The organism is Desulfosediminicola ganghwensis (assembly GCF_005116675.2).
Classification (GTDB): Bacteria; Desulfobacterota; Desulfobulbia; order Desulfobulbales; family Desulfocapsaceae; genus Desulfopila; species Desulfopila ganghwensis.
Genome location: NZ_CP050699.1, coordinates 3,548,269 through 3,566,260, shown reverse-complemented (window position 1 = coordinate 3,566,260; position 17,992 = coordinate 3,548,269). Strand labels below are relative to the sequence as shown.

Annotated in this window: 15 protein-coding genes; 6 read left to right on the top strand and 9 right to left on the bottom strand. The window is 44.9% G+C overall.

What is annotated here, in order from left to right; translation table 11 throughout:
* Positions 1-768: 768 nt before the first annotated feature.
* Both FCL45_RS15180 and FCL45_RS15175 read right to left on the bottom strand, forming a co-directional pair.
* The gene (locus FCL45_RS15180) at positions 769-2,082 is read right to left on the bottom strand and encodes a M18 family aminopeptidase (protein ID WP_167495722.1); all 1,314 of its coding nucleotides are present in this window, start codon (positions 2,080-2,082) and stop codon (positions 769-771) included.
* Positions 2,083-2,484: 402 nt separating this feature from the next.
* Positions 2,485-3,486 carry a hypothetical protein gene (locus tag FCL45_RS15175; RefSeq protein ID WP_136796686.1) on the bottom strand — a complete coding sequence of 334 codons (1,002 nt, stop codon included), beginning with the start codon at positions 3,484-3,486 and terminating at the stop codon, positions 2,485-2,487.
* A gap of 308 nt (positions 3,487-3,794) precedes the next feature.
* On the opposite strand from FCL45_RS15175, the gene FCL45_RS15170 reads away from it, so the two are divergent.
* Positions 3,795-4,724, top strand: coding sequence for a manganese-dependent inorganic pyrophosphatase (locus FCL45_RS15170; RefSeq protein WP_136796687.1), 930 nt, complete (start codon positions 3,795-3,797; stop codon positions 4,722-4,724).
* 275 nt (positions 4,725-4,999) lie between these two features.
* On the opposite strand, the gene FCL45_RS15165 is transcribed toward FCL45_RS15170, so the two are convergent.
* Both FCL45_RS15165 and FCL45_RS15160 read right to left on the bottom strand, forming a co-directional pair.
* On the bottom strand, positions 5,000-6,208 hold the full coding sequence (locus tag FCL45_RS15165; RefSeq protein ID WP_136796688.1) for a multiheme c-type cytochrome: 1,209 nt from the start codon (positions 6,206-6,208) through the stop codon (positions 5,000-5,002).
* A 616-nt stretch (positions 6,209-6,824) separates the two neighbouring features.
* Entirely contained in the window at positions 6,825-7,046 is a 222-nt protein-coding gene (locus FCL45_RS15160) for an RNA-binding S4 domain-containing protein (protein WP_136796689.1), read from the bottom strand.
* Positions 7,047-7,610: 564 nt separating this feature from the next.
* Here FCL45_RS15160 and FCL45_RS15155 point away from each other — a divergent pair.
* Positions 7,611-8,117 carry a hypothetical protein gene (locus FCL45_RS15155; protein ID WP_136796690.1) on the top strand — a complete coding sequence of 169 codons (507 nt, stop codon included), beginning with the start codon at positions 7,611-7,613 and terminating at the stop codon, positions 8,115-8,117.
* 95 nt (positions 8,118-8,212) lie between these two features.
* Here the strand turns inward: FCL45_RS15155 and FCL45_RS15150 are convergent, their stop codons facing one another.
* From FCL45_RS15150 to pheA, 5 genes are all read right to left on the bottom strand, one after another.
* Positions 8,213-9,373 (bottom strand): iron-containing alcohol dehydrogenase, encoded by a 1,161-nt coding sequence (locus FCL45_RS15150; RefSeq protein ID WP_136796691.1) that lies wholly within the window; start codon positions 9,371-9,373, stop codon positions 8,213-8,215.
* Positions 9,373-10,275 (bottom strand): 16S rRNA (adenine(1518)-N(6)/adenine(1519)-N(6))-dimethyltransferase RsmA, encoded by a 903-nt coding sequence (rsmA, locus tag FCL45_RS15145; RefSeq protein ID WP_136796692.1) that lies wholly within the window; start codon positions 10,273-10,275, stop codon positions 9,373-9,375. Before rsmA ends, FCL45_RS15150 begins: the two co-directional genes overlap by 1 nt.
* A gap of 22 nt (positions 10,276-10,297) precedes the next feature.
* Positions 10,298-10,798, bottom strand: coding sequence for a DUF2062 domain-containing protein (locus FCL45_RS15140; RefSeq protein ID WP_136796693.1), 501 nt, complete (start codon positions 10,796-10,798; stop codon positions 10,298-10,300).
* Between the two features lie 8 nt (positions 10,799-10,806).
* Positions 10,807-11,808, bottom strand: a complete 1,002-nt coding sequence (gene tsaD / locus FCL45_RS15135; protein WP_136796694.1) for a tRNA (adenosine(37)-N6)-threonylcarbamoyltransferase complex transferase subunit TsaD — start codon at positions 11,806-11,808, stop codon at positions 10,807-10,809.
* Positions 11,809-12,043: 235 nt separating this feature from the next.
* Positions 12,044-13,129, bottom strand: a complete 1,086-nt coding sequence (gene pheA / locus FCL45_RS15130) for a prephenate dehydratase (RefSeq protein WP_136796695.1) — start codon at positions 13,127-13,129, stop codon at positions 12,044-12,046.
* 377 nt (positions 13,130-13,506) lie between these two features.
* Between pheA and FCL45_RS15125 the strand changes: the two genes are divergently transcribed.
* The 4 genes from FCL45_RS15125 to cbiE all read left to right on the top strand — a co-directional run bounded on the left by FCL45_RS15125 (position 13,507) and on the right by cbiE (position 17,992).
* Positions 13,507-14,679: a homocysteine biosynthesis protein gene (locus FCL45_RS15125; protein ID WP_136796696.1), complete on the top strand. Its 1,173-nt coding sequence runs from the start codon at positions 13,507-13,509 to the stop codon at positions 14,677-14,679.
* A 419-nt stretch (positions 14,680-15,098) separates the two neighbouring features.
* Positions 15,099-15,371, top strand: coding sequence for an HU family DNA-binding protein (locus FCL45_RS15120; protein ID WP_136796697.1), 273 nt, complete (start codon positions 15,099-15,101; stop codon positions 15,369-15,371).
* A 247-nt stretch (positions 15,372-15,618) separates the two neighbouring features.
* On the top strand, positions 15,619-16,713 hold the full coding sequence (gene cbiD / locus FCL45_RS15115) for a cobalt-precorrin-5B (C(1))-methyltransferase CbiD (RefSeq protein WP_136796698.1): 1,095 nt from the start codon (positions 15,619-15,621) through the stop codon (positions 16,711-16,713).
* A gap of 4 nt (positions 16,714-16,717) precedes the next feature.
* Positions 16,718-17,992 carry a precorrin-6y C5,15-methyltransferase (decarboxylating) subunit CbiE gene (gene cbiE / locus FCL45_RS15110; RefSeq protein ID WP_167495723.1) on the top strand — a complete coding sequence of 425 codons (1,275 nt, stop codon included), beginning with the start codon at positions 16,718-16,720 and terminating at the stop codon, positions 17,990-17,992.

Here is a 17,992-nt window from a genome sequence, read left to right as displayed (position 1 = left end):
TCCTTTAAAGACAACAAAATCGGTGTCTTTAAAGCTCTGTGTCGAATGTGCAGGCTGGGCTTGCTGGGCTTACGAGGTGGTTGTAGTTGCAAAGAAATTGCGATCCATTGCTGTGGGTCGCGCCTGCCGTAATGGGAAGCAGGGGAAGGGGAGGTAAGGGGATATGGTGCTGGCTCGAAAATATTTTGTAAAAGTGTAAGATAATATCTGTTTACTCTGTCTATGAGGTTTTCAGTTTCCTGGTAAGGTGGATGTTTTCGAAAGACTAAAGCACTGACATTTTCACCACCATTCCAGGCAGCAACGACAAGATCAAGAAGACCATCGAAATGTATATTTATATTTATTGATCAAATAGCAGGTGAGAAGAATATTAAGTGCAGGATCAAAGAGATCATTCCTGGCGATGTGTTGCAGTTTGTCAATATTGATATAGTTAAGTTTTATTCTGAGTGTCCAGCCTCTCTTATGGTATCTAAAAAATTTGACCAAGCCCAATCGCATCTTTGGCTGAAACTGCATCAGGGTCAGCATGGGACTCGGCAAGTATCAGAGCGTGAAAAAAAATCACTGTGTACTTTTCGGCCGGTTTCAAAAAAATCAAACGAGGTGATGTATCCGATCAACTCATCATCTTGACTGAGTTTCGGCAGCGCAGGTTCGGTGATGTTTACGCCGGCGTATTTTTGCACATAGCTGTTACGTTTGAATACTGGTGCACTTTTTGAACTTCAAAAAAATTCAATTGGCTTTCAAGAAGTTGCAAGATTATTTGCTCTTTTGCATATGAGGGGAGTCAACAAAGGTTTGGATGACTCGCAGTAATTTGTACGGGTCGCTGGCACCTGTCATCTCACGAATGGAGTGCATGGCGAAAGTGGGGACACCAATATCAATAGTCTGCACTCCGAGTTTGGCAGCAGTCATTGGGCCAATGGTACTCCCGCACGGTTTACCGGTAGGCATTACAAACTCCTGCACCTCAATATCTGCTTTTTGGGCCAATAACTTAAAAACGGCAGCAGACCTGCTATTGGTTGCATAACGCTGGTTGGCATTAATCTTTATTGCCGGTCCGCCATTTAACACTGTGCAATGATCAGGTTCAGCAGTCTCTTTGAAGTTCGGATGAGAAGCGTGGGCGTTATCGATTGAAATAAAAAACGAATTGCGAATGGAAATTTGCTGACTTTCGGGCTCAGGTATTATTCGTGACAATATATCTTGAGCAAAAGAACCCTGAGCGCCTGTTGTAGAGGTAGATCCGTTTTCTTCATGGTTTGTGCAGATAAAGAAATTGTTGTGCTTTCCATTGCAATTCGCCATGGCTGTTGCTGCAACATGACAGCTCAAGAGATTGTCCAATCTGCCACTGGCAATAAATTCATCATTGATTCCAAGGTAGGTTGCCTTCTGTGGATCGTAACAAAACAGGTCGAAAGCAAGCACCTTCTCAGCAACAGAGCCAGGGTTTTGTTGCTGTATCTGGGCCATGATAATCTGGTTGAACTCAGGAATATTGACATCCAGGGTTTGAGCAAATACAGGAGGAAGAGCTTTCTGTTTATCTATGGCGCGTCCCTCGTTGGCTTCCCTGTCCAGGTGAATGGCAAGACTTGGAATTGAAAGCAGAGGACGTTGAAAATTTATCAGGTGTTCCACCAGGTTTCCCTGGCCGTCAGAGCAACTCACTCTGCCGGCCAGGGAAAGATCTCTGTCGAACCAGGTGTTCAGCAGGGGACCGCCGTATATTTCTACACCAAGTTGAAGGTATGGGTCATTGATTACCATGGATTTCGGCTTTAATTGCAGGCCAGGGCTGTCAGCGTGGCTGCCTATAATGCGGAATCCATCAGAAGGTTTATCTTCGTTGCCCAAAATAAAGCTGATGAGCGAGCAATTTTCACGGGTTACGAAATACCTCTTGCCTTTCAGCAGCTTCCAGGGCTCAGTTTCGTGAAGCTCTATAAAGCCCCTGGCTGATAACATACTTGCTAATTCTTCGACTGCATGAAAAGCTGTGGGAGATGCGTCCAGATATTGAAAAAGATCTGAATTATACCTTTCTGTTAGTTCTTTCATGTGATGAGTTTCAGTCATGGGGCTGCAATGGTATGATTATGAATATTATGAATGGATTAGGGCTGCTCAGTGTTCATTATAGCAGATACAATTATTAAGCGCCGGGTGCCCTCGACGCTGTTGCTGGCCAGTGATTGTAAAATACGGTTTAAACAGGAGTAGGCAACTGCAGTAATTTGTGCAGTGGAATTTTCCTTTGTGAGAAACGTCTTCCTTATCCACTGATGCCTAGTGTAAATATCGAAAAGGGCAGATTACGCGCTGGCTTCAAATGCGGCATCAAGTTCAAATTCCAATGGGATGTCTTCCTGTTTCAGAGAATCACGTCTTTAGTTTGTATCTGCACCGCGCATATTCACGAGACCTGTGTCGGTCTGAAAGCGCCTCTAACCGATTTCTGGATCAATACCTTTCCTTTAAGGTGTAGAGGGTATCGAGATATGTCTCTTTTGACTGCAGTTGGGCGTTGCTCGTTTCGAGTTCGTCAATGAGGGCTGTAATGGCAGGCTTGATATCTATACCGTAACTATTGCGAGCTTCATGGTTTGCCTGGTCAACTATTAATATAGCGTAATAATTGACCAGCATACGGGATACGGAGTCTCGTCTGAAGAGGTAAAGCCTCCCACCCATGGTGTTCAGGAAAAAACCGGCATACTCCAATAAGGCATCGTCGGTAACCTGTAACGAAAATTCTTTATTTAGGTATTCAGGTTTCTTGCTGAGAAGATAGTAATCTGCTAGCACATCTTCGTATGACTTCTTTTCTTCATGCAGGATGGATTTGATGACGATAATGTTTTTTTTGCCAACGACTCTGAAGAAATGTGCGGTGTTTTTAAGCACATTGAAAAGGTCATCTGTTTCGCCGGAGACGATAGGAGGATTGTCCAAAGCCTTCTGGGTAAGTGAAGAGAAATAGCTCTCACTTGGTTCATTCAGATGATACCCCTTAATATATCTTTTCTCATCCATCTCTGAGTAAAAATGCCTGATTCTATCAGCCGCCTGCTGATAGACATCCGGTTCAATTACCGGTTCAGCGACAACCTTTGGCGTGGTTTGTTCTACAGCAGGTTGTGCTTGGGGTATTATTTCAGGAATTTCAATTTGACTTGAGGAGATTATATCTCCAATAGGGTCCCCTTCAGCATCCAGCTTGTTCGGAGCGCCAGAAGTCTGTTCGGAAACAACTTTCGGAGACACTGAAACAGCAGGTTCAGCTTGTGTGGTTGCTGTTAATTGGCTGGAATCAGGAGATTGTACATCTGTTTTGTTCTGGTAGAAAAAGAATGCACTAACAACAACGATGAAGATACCTGATACTAGAGCAGCTGGAAAAAGTGAGCGGTTGCGACGCTTTCTTCTCAGGACCTCTATTCGTTCTTTTATTTGGTCTTCCATGGCGATCTGATGTGTTGAGGGGATAGGTGAAGGCGTGAACAACTAAACATTATATTACAACCGAATAGCAATGTCACCAAACAAAACGGTAGCAGAACAGCAAGCATATTAAGTGGCTGCGCCATAGATTTTGGCAACTTAGAAATTGAGTTTACAACAAGGATTGCAGGCTTTTTTTTCTGCTTGACTGGATGAGTTGAAGACACTATGTTAAGCCATCAATTTCAAATGAAAAAACTCAGTATAAACGAGTTTGTTATTAATATAGTAGTCTGATTTTATTATTAATTTATTTACGGAGGAAGAACATGGCTATTTTAGTTGTAGGACATTCAAATCCCGATACAGATTCAGTTACTTCTGCAATCGCGCTGGCTGCTCTCCTGAACGCACAGGGACAGGAAGCAAAGGCTGTTATGCAGTCCACTGCTGGAAATTTGAACCCGGAATCCACCATGGTTCTCGAGCGTTTTGGTTTGACCGCGCCAGAAGAAATTACTGACGCTGCCGGTAAAGAGATCGCTTTGGTTGACTTCAGCGATATCGCTCAGGGCCCTGCTAACCTTGATCAAGCTACCGTAGTTACCATTGTTGATCATCACAAAATTGGTGATGTAACCACCAACAATCCTATTCTCTTCCGTGCGGAGCCTGTGGGCTGTACCTGTACCGTTTTGAACAAAATGTTCAAAGAGGCTGGTGTTGCTATCCCTAAGGACATTGCTGGTGGTATGCTCGCCGCAATTCTCAGTGATACCGTAAACTTCAAGTCACCTACCTGCACCGAAGATGACAAAGTTGCAGTTGCAGAGCTGAAAGAAGTTGCCGGTGTTGCTGACACCGAGGAACTTTTCATGGGGATGCTCAAGGCGAAGTCTTCTGTAGACGGTGTGCCTGCGAAAGACCTGCTGTTCCGTGACTACAAAGATTTTGACATGAATGGCAACAAAGTTGGTGTAGGCCAGCTCGAGCTTGCTACTCTTGATCAGGTAGCTGCTATCCGTGCCGATCTCCTGAAAGCTATGGAAGAGGTCAAGGCTGAAGGACGTCATTCTGTACTGCTCATGCTTACCGACGTTGTAAAAGAGGGTACCGATCTGGTAGTTCTCTCTGACGATACCGCACTTGTAGAAGGTGCTTTCGGTGGCAAACTGGAAGATAATTCCATGTGGGTTGACGGCATGATGAGCCGTAAGAAGCAGACTGTTCCTAACCTGCAGACCGCTTTCGGTTGCTAATTCGAGCATACTGAATTGTGTCGAAACCGTAGTTTCGACCTGTAGTGATAAGAGAAAGGGGGTTGCACCGACTGGTGCAACCCCCCTTTTTTTTTATTGTCCGTCAAAGAGATGAACTCTGAGTGTTCTTTTTGATACCCGGATCTGAAGCAGAACCACGCCAACCCCTATCTCCTATCTCTTCGCAAATCTTCAGTTGAGGATCAATAATAACTGGATTGCTCTTTTTTGAGGACTGATTTATCTCTAACGGTCTCTCTGTTGTTCAGTAGTGTTCAGTGCACGTCTTTTTTCTTTTTATTGAAGTTGAAATCCGCAGTCAGTTCCTTTGTGTGGCATGTGATACATAGCTCTAGAGAAACTTTTTGCAGATACCTTAAATTACCATTGTTTTTGGCATGGAGTCCGGAGCCTGGGTGACAGGCACTACAGCTGACGGATTGCTTTTCAGAGCTGAGATGAAGCAGTTTATAGTTCAGGTCATCAGCTTGCATGGATTGAACCCCTGTTGCCTTTTGGTTTGCCGAATCAGTCACATGGCAGGGCAAACAACGAAGGTTGTATTGCTGATTATTATCTACCAGGGTCTGATATGCCCGACCGTGAGGGGATTTTTCCCACCTGGCGACCGTTTCCTTATGGCAATCAACACACGTCCTGTAAGAAGATATTTCAGACTGGTTGTTTGAAGTATCTGATTGTGTTTTTTGCTGGGGTTGATATTTCGCACGCTTGCCAATTTTTGCTATATCACGTTGTATTTCAGCAACCTTGTTATCAATAGCTTGTGATTTTTCAAGATTGGGCTGAAGAGCTATCGACCTGTATTGGAAGTTTTCCGTTTTCTTATTGTCTGCCAGCAGGTTTTTCAGCCCCATGGGGAAGGTGAGAACTCCAAGATATCGGCCACGGCTTTGCACCTGACTGGTGATCGCATCACCTATCTGTTTTGGAGGACGATTTCCATTCCGCTTATTAGCGGTCAGGATGAGGCTGATGTCAGAAAATTGTTCTGCTATCTGTTGATTTGTTGCTGTATCCAAAGAGGAAAGCAGGATGATGGCATCGCAATCAGGAGAGATCCTGGTCAACACATCAGTGAGAGCATCCCTCCACTCCAGCATCTTGTAATTATCGTTTACTATTCGTGGAGTGGCTGTCAGCGCCACAATCCCGATTTTCTGTTTTTCAAATTCAACAAGAACCCAGGGAGGAAATATGTATTCTCCGCCCTGGGTTATAATATTGGAAGAAATCCAGGGTACCGAGCCCGAGAGGTCGGTAATTGTGCTAAGGCCGGCTGTGAGATCGTAGGGACCAACAGCTATCGCGTGATAGCCAAGGTCTTCATAAATTTCGTAAATGCCTCTCGCAGTAACTACATCCTGTTGCAGTAATTCCCTTGCTCCATCCCTGGAAAAAAGGAGATTTCCGGCATCCAAGAGAAGTACATCGCCGACGTTGGCTGAAAGTTCTTCAATCAATAAAGCTCTTCTGGACAGACCGCCCAGTTGTTTTGACTTTCAACCGCAGGGCTCAAGCTCTCCAAGGAGGTCATTGGAATAGAAAATGTTTAGATCGTTGGTGTTATTTTCAGCGAAACTATTCGAGGATAGAAAAAACAGGGTAATCAGGGTGAGTAGTCTGAACATGATTCGTGCCAGGTATGAAATATGAAGTAGATTTTATTGAGAGCGTTAATGACGCGGTTACTCTCTGATATATAACAGGAAGTTGCTGGTTGGCTGCTAAAATCTATTCGCTTTGTGATATATTTTCAATACCGTTATGGCTCTGTTGCAGTAACTGTTGTCAGCTAAAGAGTAGGCTGATAATTGTTGGCTATATTGTCAATGCCGGTGGTGGATTCGTCAGAGCTGGCAGATAAATCTGAAATTTGTCAGTATGGTTGATCTGGACTTAAATGGCTGAGAGTGATTTTACGCAGGATAGTTTGACTAATGAAATAAAGATGTGATTTCGTGCACCCCGGATCACTTTTACCGTCCGATTGTTCATGAACTTAAAGGGTAACCTGATAATAATTTCGTGATCAGAGAACGGGAAGGATGAAGAATATAGTGGTCTTCAGAATTTCATTTATCCCCTGATGATGCCAAACTCTTTTTCGTTATAAGCGATTATGTCACCCTCATTGAGCTGTTTTCCCCTTTGAGTCTCCACAACTCCGTTTACCGAAACCTCACCATGCTGAATTCGAATTTTAGCTTCGAAACCGTCCTGAACAAGATTTGCCAGCTTCAGGAACTGACCAAGGCGAATAGGAAGTTCTGATACAACTATTTTTTGCAGACTGGACATAGATATATTGTGTTAAGTTAATTCTCGCTCATTGCGTTCGGTTGCAAGTAATTCTGGCGAGACATTGATGAATAATAGATACAATCGGAAAGCGCAGAACATAAAACACATTCAGCACCTTTGTGCAAGTCCAACTCGCGAACAGATCGGCTACTTCGCACATAATATAAAACAGTTTGTATATAGAGAAAGCACATTTTCCCATCCTGTTCAATGGCTTCACTCGAATCTCTATACTAAATACTGGACAATCAGTTCAGCATAAACTAATTACAAGAGTTTTGAAGCGCAACGCTGGCAATGAACTCTCGGAGCTACTGGCGGGATGATCTCTTTTGCTATTTAGAGGAGAGATGTAAAGGGTGGAGAAAAAAATTGAGATCTATATAGTTCATCCGTGCTATCTCCAATGTTCTACCGGTAAACGTTATTGATAAGAGTGTCTCGAAAGATGTGTGCTTGCGAGTCTCGGCACTATACGCTATCTTTGACAGAATTGTCTGTTAATACGTGCGATTTCAAAGTAGACCTTTACGATAGTTTATAAACTTAGGAGGACAGGAAATGATAAAAGCACTCAGAATACGTACTACACTATTTTCCCTGATTGGTTTGATGATGATGGTTTTTCTCAGTGGCTGTATGGGAAAAAGCTCTTCCGGCGCAGGTGATGATTATGCTGCCCCGGCTGACTATGGTACTGTCTCAGCCACCGTTGCTGACTTCAAAGATATCGAGTTGCCCATCGATATGACCTGGAACAGCGACCAAAGTATGGCGATTAAGACAGAATCCTTTAATGGTGGAATTCTGAGTTACTCCGGAAGGGTCGAGCTCTATTCGTTGAAGAATTTCATAATTTCTTCCATGGATAACAACAAGTGGAAGTTGGTGGGGGAAGTTCAGTCTAAAGGGTTCTTATTAGCTTTCACGAAGCCGAATAAGACTTGCATGATCGAGATTACCGAAGGTTTCGGCGGCAAGTATGGTAGCACCACTGCAACTCTTTATATCACTGTTGACAAGACAGCAGCCGGCAAACTCAATCCATTTGGAGAACCGGTTAACTAACAGATAGTCCACGATACAAAAAAGCCGGTCTATCTTTTTTTCAAGGGTAAACCGGCTTTTTTGCTTGACCCTGTAAAAGACGCATCCATAGTAGTTTAAACACACAGGCGGAGTATTTCCTCAACGCGCACCTGATCGTATTCACGCATACGCCAGACCTTGGCCAGTGATAAGCAGTTTTCGGCGATTTCTGGAATATCGCTTTCAGAGATACCCAGCTCACCAAGTGTGGTCGGGGTGTTGATTTGCCTTAACCAATTGATGAGGTTTCCGATACCGGCTTTCTCGAAAAGCAGATCAGGGTTGCCAGGCTCGTTAAATAATGCAGATAAGAACCGTGAAATTCGCTCATTGCCTGAACCTTGATTGTATTTCAACCAGCCAGGCATCACAACACTCAATCCCGCGCCATGTGGCACGTTATAGAGAGCGGAGAGGGAATGCTCTATCAGGTGCATTGGGAAGCCAACCTTGCCAAGCCCGGCAGCAGAGAGGCCGTTGAGTGATAAGGCAGCAGCCCACATCAAGGCAGCTCTGGTTTCATAATCATCTGGTTTGGCTATTGCCCGAGGACCGCACACAAGAATGGTTGCCGCAAGTCCTTCCATATATTTGTCCTGGACGGGGGTACCTCCTGACGATGTAAGATAAAACTCGGCCAAATGGGCAAGTGCATCAACAGCTCCGTACGCAGTGTGTCTTGCCGAGACAGAGAAGGTGAGTTCCGGGTCCATGAATGACGTTTTAGGAAAAAGCATCCGATGGGCAAAACCGAATTTTTGTTGGCTACGCTCTCTGGTGAGTACCATTCCGGAATTCATCTCAGATCCAGATGCTGCAAGTGTGCTAACTGCAATTACCGGGAGTGTTTCTTTTATTCCTTTTTTTCCGGTAAAAAACTTCCAGACATCGTGTTCAACCAGGGCGCCGCATGCAATCGCTTTACCTGAATCAATGACAGAACCACCGCCTACTGCACAGATTACATCTATCTCGTTATCTTTTGCAATTGCGACCCCTTTCTGGACGTGGCTGAGCAAAGGGTTGGGCTGAACACCATCAAAGTTTATGACATTGAGATCATGCGCTGCCATGATGCTGGCGATGCGTTCAAGCAGGCCACTTTGACGGGCATGATTACATCCACTGACAAGCAATACATTCTTGCCATAAACGCTGGTTTCAGAACCTATCTGCTCCAACACCCCTCGACCGAAAAGAACCTTGGTGGGATTATGGTAAACGAAGTTTTGCATCAGGTGTTCTTAGCTTGAAGGCGTTTTTCAAAAGAAACGGCAAGATCCATAAACTGGTCAAGTGAAAGTGCCTCAGGGCGTAAAGATGGAGATAACCCGGCAGCAACTATTACTTCTTCAGTAATTCTTTTGTTGTCTGCTTTGTCAACTGCTTCATCCTCCATAAAAAATCCGGCACCTGACAGCGTATTGTGAATAGTTTTTCTTCGCTGGTTAAACGCTGATCGGACAATACGCTGGAAAACCGGGTAGGCAAACAATGTGCCTTGCCTGGTCTGGAAAGGAGCGTGATCAAACTCTATTCGAATCACAGTAGAGTCGATCTTCGGTTGCGGATGGAATTCACTCGGCTTGAGGGTCATCAGGCCGGTTATTGTCGCGCAACTTTGCAGGAGAACCGAAGGCACTCCATAATCTTTACTGCCCGGGGCAGCCATTAACCGGTCCGCTACTTCTTTCTGCAGCATGATGGTTGCGGAAATCACGTATTGTCTATTCTCAATCAATTTGAAAATGAATGGATTTGAGATCGAATAGGGCAGATTGGCCATGATCTTCATGGGCCCGCCGCATTGGTCGGAAAGCTTTTTAAAATCGGCTTTCAGAACATCTTCATGAATTAAGGTGACATTTTCGGGGAGGTCATTTTCCTCTTCATGAAAGCGGATAAGACCGCTGTCAATCTCGACACCTATAACCTGTTTGGCTCTTTCAGCCAGAGGCTGAGTGAGCGCACCAAGCCCTACCCCAACTTCAACTATTACATCTTCGGCAGCAACTTTGCCTGCACGGACTATGGCCTCGGCGGTGTGTTTGTGAACAAGAAAGTTCTGCCCAAACCGCTTTTTCGGCGCGAGATTGTGTTTGCCCAGGGATTTCCTGGTCTCACCATATCTGGTCATTTAATTGACTATCTGTTTGTATTTAATTGAGAATCTGCTTTTGAGCTCTTTTCTGCTTTACTGCAATAAAGAACTTCAGCGAAAGGTAAAAACTCATAATGGTAAAAGGAAGAGCTAAAATTATTCCGCCTACAAGCATAACGACTATTGTTTCACATCCAAGTCCCATTACCAGTTTCATGGATTGGGATATGGATTCAGATGTAAGAAGCAGATCGAGTGTTGTCTTAATTTTTACCCAATTCAGATGGTATGGCGTGACTGCATTGCCGATAACCAGCGAAAAGTAGTAAATAGGAAAATAGGTGAGAGGATTGCAGACTACCCAACTGCTCAAAATTCCAGCTATTGTTGATGTTCTAGTAGCCAGTGTTGCAATAATTATCGCAACGGTGTGAAGAGGCATGGTCGGTGTGAAACCAATAAAGACACCTATGGCGAAACCTCCGGCAAGTGCGATCGGATCACCTTTAAGGCGCTGTAATCTTCTGAAATAATACTTACCTAAACGCCCTATTTGCATGTCTTGCGCTATCCTAAGGCTGATCTGGAATACACATCCTCATCTGTTGACATTGCTCCCTGCTCCAAATATTTATAGTACCCTGCTAAAGCTATCATGGCACCATTATCTGTACAGAATATGGGTTTTGGCACATGAAAATTAAGACCCTCTTCAGCGCAACGATGCTGGAAGGCCGACCGCAAACGTGGATTAGCAGAAACTCCACCACCGAGAACAACTGTCGTAACACCTGCTTTCCTGGCTGCCAGAATCGTCTTTTCTACTAACACCTCTACTACTGCTTCCTGAAACGAGGCACATATATTTTCAAGGTTGAGAGAGTTGTTTTTCTGTTTTTGCTGATTGCAGTGGTTTAAAACAGCCGTTTTAACGCCGCTGAAGCTAAAATCGAGTGAATCCTCTTCAAGCCAGGCCCTGGGAAATTTTATGGCACCGGAGTCTCCCTGGTCAGCCATTTTTGATACATGTGGTCCGCCAGGATAGGGAAGACCGAGCAGTTTAGCGACCTTGTCGAAAGCTTCACCAGCGGCATCATCCCGGGTTCTTCCCAGGTGGGTGAAGTCGGTATGGCTTTGCACTTGAAATATAGAACTGGTCCCACCTGAAGCGATAAGTGCAACATATGGAAATTCAACATCGTCCTCAAGGAAAACAGCCAGCAGGTGCCCAGCCATATGGTCTACACCGATATAGGGAATGCCGGTTTGGTACGAAAGGGATTTGGCGTATGAAAAACCGACCAGAAGAGAACCAATCAGTCCGGGCCCCTGGGTAGTTGCTATGAGATCAATATCAGCAAGAGTAAGTTGGGCGCGATCGAGAGCTTCGCAAACAATAGGGTGGATATTTTCAAGATGCTTTCTGGATGCGAGTTCTGGTACAACTCCCCCAAAGCGGCTGTGAATCTCATCCTGACTGCTGATGACACTGCTTAAAACTGTACAGTCGTCCTCAAGGATTGCGGCTGCTGTGTCGTCGCAAGAGCTTTCTATACCTAAAATACGCATGCTGGTTCAGACCTGCCGTCGTCTCTACTGCTGGATAATAAATGAAGTATTTCAAAAAATGCCAAGACGCGCCAATATAAAGATCTGCATCGATAAAGTCAACTCTGCAGATTACCATAAAACGGCACCAGCTTTGCACAGTGCACCATTCAACAAATAATAGGCCCTCCAAACGCCTACTTCAAGACGGGGAGGGCCTGATTGCTTCTTTCTACAAAATGTGGGTGGAGAAGTTTTACGCCTCACTTCTCGGGTAAGAACCAAGCCATTCGTAATATGAGCAGAGGTCACGTATGCTTTCACAGCCTCGACGAATATGCTCATCTTCCATATGGCCCATCATGTCCAGGAAGAAGAGGTATTTCCATTTTTTGCCCTTCACCGGACGAGACTCGAGTTTCATAAGGTTGATGCCCTCATCTGAGAGAATAGTGAGAATCTCGTTCAGGGCGCCTGGCCTGTGGGTTGTACCAATGAGAAGGGAAGTTCTGTCAGCACCACTGGGGCTTGGTGACTCTTTTCCAATAATGAGAAAGCGAGTGGTGTTTCCTGCGTAATCTTCTATCCCTTTTACAACCACCTGCAGATCATGGGTCTTGATTGCCAGCGAGGAGGCTATGGCACCAATATTAGGATTATTGGAAGCCATCTTCGCCGCTGCACCCGTGGAAAAGCTATCGAGAGTAGGGACGCTGGGCAGATTCTTCCTCAACCATTCCCGACACTGGGCAAGTGCCTGGGAGTGAGAGGCTACTGTCTGGATATCTTCAATGTTTCCTGACTTGCAAACCAGATTATGGGTGATTGGCAACTCGATTTCACCGCAAATCTGAACCTTGTATTTCATGAAAGAGTCAAGGGTTGAGAAAACGGCACCCTCTATGGAGTTTTCGACTGGTACTATTCCATAGGTTGTCCTGCCTTTTTCAACCTCCGAGAAAACTTCGTCGATGGTTTCCATGGCCCTGTAACTGGCCGAATGGCCAAAATACTTCACTCCGGCAAGGTGGGTAAAAGTTGCCTCGGGTCCAAGATAGGCAACCACAGCTTTTTTCTGAGAGAGCCTGCAGGTAGTTATAATTTCATGAAAAATAGAGCGTAGAGCATCTTCGGGAAAGGTTCGGGCGTTGGTCTCTAATAATTTTTCATAGATTTGCCGTTCCCGATAAGGATCCCACTTGGCTCTGTTACCATCATCTTTTAGTTTTCCTATATCTTTGGCAAGTCCCAAACGCTCTTTGAGAAGATCGAGGATTGAGCTGTCTATTTCATCGATGCGGGTGCGCACACCATTAATTTCGTCTTTTTTATCGGTAGTCATAAGGTCCTGTGGCTAATGCAAACGGAAGGGAAATGCGAACATTCGAGAATGCAGTTGGTTGTCCGAAGAGCTTAAAAGTAGGCAAAACATTAATGTATGTCAAGGTGTAATGAAAACTCTCCGGAATTTCTCCCTTTTCAAGTTCATGCATCTCATGGTAAAGCTTATTGTCCATGCTTTTGCCAATCTGGAAAGTTATTATCTTGAAATCAAAGGCAGATTTTCAAATCTTCAAGAGGTGGTCACAAGTTTGTATCATCTCTGGTACCGAAGTTTCTTCACGTAAAACAGCTGTTTTTAGCTACCAGAGATAAGCGCTGGATGTTATAAGCGAAATTTCTTTGTGGAATCATGTTCAATTGCATAGGAGTGAGTAGATGAGTGTTCAGAAAGTCAAAAAGACATTTGAGGAGATAAACGCCAAAATACAGGCTGGTGAAGCTGTTGTCGTCACTGCTGAAGAAATGGTGGGTATTGTCCGTGACCGCGGGCCAGAGCAGGCAGCCAGAGATATTGATGTGGTTACCACCGGCACCTTTGCTCCAATGTGTTCCTCAGGAATGTTCTTCAACTTTGGTCAAATGACCCCGACAATCAAAGCTTCTAAAGTCTGGCTGAATAAAGTACCTGCCTATGCAGGACTTGCTGCTGTTGACAGTTACATAGGAGCAACAGAGCCAGCGGAGGATGATCCGCTCAACAAAATTTATCCCGGTGAGTTCAGATATGGCGGAGGGCATGTGATAGAAGAACTGCTCCGTGGTAAAAAGCTGTTGCTTGAGGCCAAAGCCTACGGAACAGACTGCTATGCAGCAAAGAAAATGAAAAAGGAAGTTACTCTTGATGACCTGCCTTACGCTTTGCTGTGCAATCCCCGAAATGGTTATCAAAATTATAATTGTGCCGTAAATCTGTCTGAAAAAGCTGTTTATACATATATGGGAATGCTTAAACCGAAATGCCGAAATGCGAATTATTGCAGCGCAGGTGAGCTGAGTCCGCTGTTTAATGACCCGTATTACCGAACTATCGGTATGGGCACGAGGATATTTCTCGGTGGAGGCACAGGTTATGTGACCTGGCACGGTACCCAGCATAATCCTTCAGCTCTGAGAACTGCCTCTGGAGTACCGAAGCGACCTGCTGGTACATTAATGGTTCAAGGCGATCTCAAACAGATGTCAGCCGATTGGGTACGCGGTGTATCAATACTTGGATATGGAAACACACTTGCTGTTGGCCTTGGCGTGCCAATTCCTGTTCTTGATGCGGAGATGGCAGCCTTTACCGGTGTTTCAGATGAGGATATTTACACACAGGTAGTAGATTACGGGTATGACTATACCAACGGCATTTCAAGGAATTATGGTGAAGTGAGTTATGCGCAATTGAAGTCAGGGACAATCATTGTAAACGGAAAAGAGATCCCCACCGCACCATTGTCCAGTCTCCCCAAGGCAAGAGAGATAGCAAATATTCTTAAATCTCAAATTGAACAGGGAAAATTCCTGCTCAATAAGCCCGCAGAAACTTTGCCCGATGGTAGATGAATTTCATTACTCAACAGGTGGAGGGCCGGAAAAGCATCTTCGAGTTATTTCGGCCTTTTTTGATGTTTGAGCATGGTTAATTTGTGCAAAAACAGCATCTGGACCGGGGAAACTGCACCTGATGGTGGGGAATTCGGTCTCGGAAAGCCGGGGAAGGCAATAAAAATAGCATTTTCTTGGGTTATCAGTTGATTTAGTTCTTGATTCTGTGTCTCTATTCAATTATTGTGATTTCGTTGCGCTCGCAAAAGCCTAATTATAAAGGGTTGTAGCGTACTTAGCGTTTCCATGTCAAAAGATTGGGACACATTTTATCTTTTGACATCCCGATGCTGTCAGAGTACAGCATCATACTCAGGAGATAGGCAACAATAGTGTTGTCCTGGTAAAAGCAAAGAAAGATTAGCAGGGAGGCATTCATGAACAAGAAGGAACTTATTGAGAGCATCGCAGGCGCTGCAGATATCAGCAAAGCAGCTGCAGAGAAGGCCCTTAACGGTACTCTTGCTGCAATCGCAGAGAGCCTGAGAAAAGGCGACAAAGTCACCTTGGTAGGATTCGGTACTTTCTCTGTATCAACTCGCGAAGCTCGTCAGGGAAGAAATCCTCAGACTGGTAAAGCAATCGAAATACCAGCAAAGAAAGTTGCCAAGTTCAAAGCTGGCAGCAAGCTGTCCGAAGCTATCAACTAAGACCTGGTCCGATCAGTTGTTGATCATGGATTTGCGGACGTATTACTGCTAATCTGACTGCTGCAACCTGGATTAATATAATCGGTTCTAGCGGGGGATTACAGGCGAAATACTCGCTGTACAGATTTCCTGCCAGACTACAGGACTGGATAAAAGGACATTTGATACATATTGCATTCTTTGAATGTGCTCAATATGTACACAAGGAAGGTCGTTCCTGTTAAAAGGGGCGACCTTTTTTTTGTTTATGAAAAAAAAACTGCGTTCAGGATTTACCACAGGTGCATGTGCTGCAGCTGCAGCTAAGGGTGCTACACTTCTCCTATTGAAAAGTGGGTTTAGTTGCCAGGAAGTAGATATTCCTTTCCCTGAAGGCGAAAGATTCAGGTTTGCACTCGAGCAGTGCGAACTGGAAGATGGCGGGAATGACCAGCCCATGAAAGCCCGCGCGTCAGTTATCAAAGACGCCGGTGATGATCCCGATGTTACCAACGGTGCCCTGATTGCAGCCACTGTAAGCTATTCGCCAGACACGAGTGAAAAAATCACCTTAATTGGCGGAGAAGGTGTTGGAACAGTAACGAAGCCTGGTCTTGCCGTCAGTCCTGGTTTGCCCGCTATAAACCCCGTCCCCCGACAGATGATAAACCAGGCTGTCCTTGAGGGAATCTCTGAGAGTGGGGTAGATGACACTCTCAGCCTTATTGTCGAAATATCTATTCCTGCAGGCAGGGAACTTGCCAAGAAAACGCTGAATGAGCGACTCGGCATTGTAGATGGACTCTCGATACTTGGCACAACCGGTATTGTAAAACCTGTTTCTGCCAAAGCCTGGACCGATACCATAAGCACTTCAATGGATGTAGCTGAAGCAAACGGGGTGGTTGAGATTGTTCTGTCGACAGGTAGAACCTCTGAAAAAGCACTGGAAAAAACAGGTCGATTTACGCCCGAAGCCCTAATCATGATGGGCGATTATCTTGAATATGCCTTGCTCGCGGCTGCAAAACACTCTTTTAAAAGACTGCACATGGCTGGAATGTGGGCAAAGATTTTAAAAGCGGCTCTACGAATTCCCCAAACTCACGTCCGTTTTGGCGCTCTTGAGATACAAAATGCTATAGATTGTATAGCACACCTACAGCCTGATCGTGATTTTTCATATCTCGATAATTCCAATACAGCCAGAGAAATATATGAGCGATTGATTCAGAAAGGGGATCAGCAGGTGGTACATCTGGTCTGCCATTTAGCCAGAAAATATCATGAGGATGTCTCAGGTCTGCCGGTAACTGTTTATCTCGTTCATCATACCGGTGAGATTATAACCATTGCGGAGTAGCAGGTTGAAGCAACAGGGAAAAATACACATTGTCGGCATAGATCTTGAGAACGCTGCAGGGGAAATTGTTATACCGCAGAGCGCGTTGGGAAATTGTGCTGCCATCATAGGAACTGATCGTTTCCTGAAAGCTCTTCCCTCAGGAAACAGTTTGATTGATAATTGCGAGCGTATTGCAATAACTCCGCTTCAAAATGCCCTCACGGTTGCCTGCGATAAACAGCAAAACGGAAAAGATGCGGTGGTGTTGGCCTCAGGAGATCCACTCTTATACGGTATAGCCAGGAAATTGATTCAGTTGGTTGGCATCGAGAACACAACAGTCTACCCAGCGGTCTCTTCTATCCAGCTTGCTTTCTCTCGTTTTGGTATTCCATGGGATGATGCAAAATTTATAAGTCTTCATGGCAGAACGGAAATCAATTATCTTGGTAAAATTCTCAGCTCAGACAAATCTGCCATTCTTACTGATGGATCTCATCGGGCCGAAATCATCGCCTCAAATATCTGTTCTTTTTTGGGTGCTGACCAGACACGTTTCACATTGCATGTAGCTGAAAATATAGGTCTTGAGGATGAAAGGATTTTTTCAGGCTCACCAGAAGAAGTACGTAGGGAATCTTTTGGCAGTCTCTCCGTGGTGATTGTGGTGAAGAACGACTGCAATACCAAAAATAGCCATACCATTGAGAATAATTGCCCCTATTCATTCGGGCTGAGAGAACAGGATATTGAACACTCCAGGGGATTGATAACGAAGCATGAGGTCAGGGCCGCAGCCTTACATCTTTTGCAAATCCCAGATAACTCGATATTTTGGGATGTGGGTGCCGGTTCCGGATCGGTCGGTTTGGAAGCTGCCAGAATGCATACGGATACACTCGTCTATTCCATCGAAAAGAATCAGGAACAGCACCAGAATATCCTGACGAACAGAGAGAAATTCGGACTGACAAACCTTCAGCTTATCAAAGGGTCGGCACCAGTGAGCCTGCAAGGGCTGCCAAAACCAGATCGCATTTTTATTGGTGGCAGTGGTGGTAACCTTTCTGATATCATAACTTTTTGCAACGAAGCCTTAACCGGGCAAGGCCTGATGGTCGTTACAGCAGTGCTGGATAAAACGCGGGAAATGGCCCCGGAGATCATGCATAAATGTGGGTTGAAAGTTGATATGCACACCATCTCCGTGACACGTTCCAGTTACCCGGAAAGGGTAGAAAATTCACTCAACCCGATTACCATAATAGTTGGTAGAAAGCAGGCAAGAAAGGAATAA

Bases quoted from the DNA above. Each gene is read 5' to 3' on its own strand.
- FCL45_RS15150 (WP_136796691.1), bottom strand. From the start codon at position 9,373: ATGCAAAACTTCGTTTACCATAATCCCACCAAGGTTCTTTTCGGTCGA.
- rsmA (WP_136796692.1), bottom strand. From the start codon at position 10,275: ATGACCAGATATGGTGAGACCAGGAAATCCCTGGGCAAACACAATCTC.
- FCL45_RS15170 (WP_136796687.1), top strand. From the start codon at position 3,795: ATGGCTATTTTAGTTGTAGGACATTCAAATCCCGATACAGATTCAGTT.
- FCL45_RS15120 (WP_136796697.1), top strand. From the start codon at position 15,099: ATGAACAAGAAGGAACTTATTGAGAGCATCGCAGGCGCTGCAGATATC.
- FCL45_RS15140 (WP_136796693.1), bottom strand. From the start codon at position 10,798: ATGCAAATAGGGCGTTTAGGTAAGTATTATTTCAGAAGATTACAGCGC.
- pheA (WP_136796695.1), bottom strand. From the start codon at position 13,129: ATGACTACCGATAAAAAAGACGAAATTAATGGTGTGCGCACCCGCATC.
- FCL45_RS15180 (WP_167495722.1), bottom strand. From the start codon at position 2,082: ATGAAAGAACTAACAGAAAGGTATAATTCAGATCTTTTTCAATATCTG.
- cbiD (WP_136796698.1), top strand. From the start codon at position 15,619: ATGAAAAAAAAACTGCGTTCAGGATTTACCACAGGTGCATGTGCTGCA.
- FCL45_RS15155 (WP_136796690.1), top strand. From the start codon at position 7,611: ATGATAAAAGCACTCAGAATACGTACTACACTATTTTCCCTGATTGGT.
- tsaD (WP_136796694.1), bottom strand. From the start codon at position 11,808: ATGCGTATTTTAGGTATAGAAAGCTCTTGCGACGACACAGCAGCCGCA.
- FCL45_RS15125 (WP_136796696.1), top strand. From the start codon at position 13,507: ATGAGTGTTCAGAAAGTCAAAAAGACATTTGAGGAGATAAACGCCAAA.
- FCL45_RS15160 (WP_136796689.1), bottom strand. From the start codon at position 7,046: ATGTCCAGTCTGCAAAAAATAGTTGTATCAGAACTTCCTATTCGCCTT.
- FCL45_RS15175 (WP_136796686.1), bottom strand. From the start codon at position 3,486: ATGGAAGACCAAATAAAAGAACGAATAGAGGTCCTGAGAAGAAAGCGT.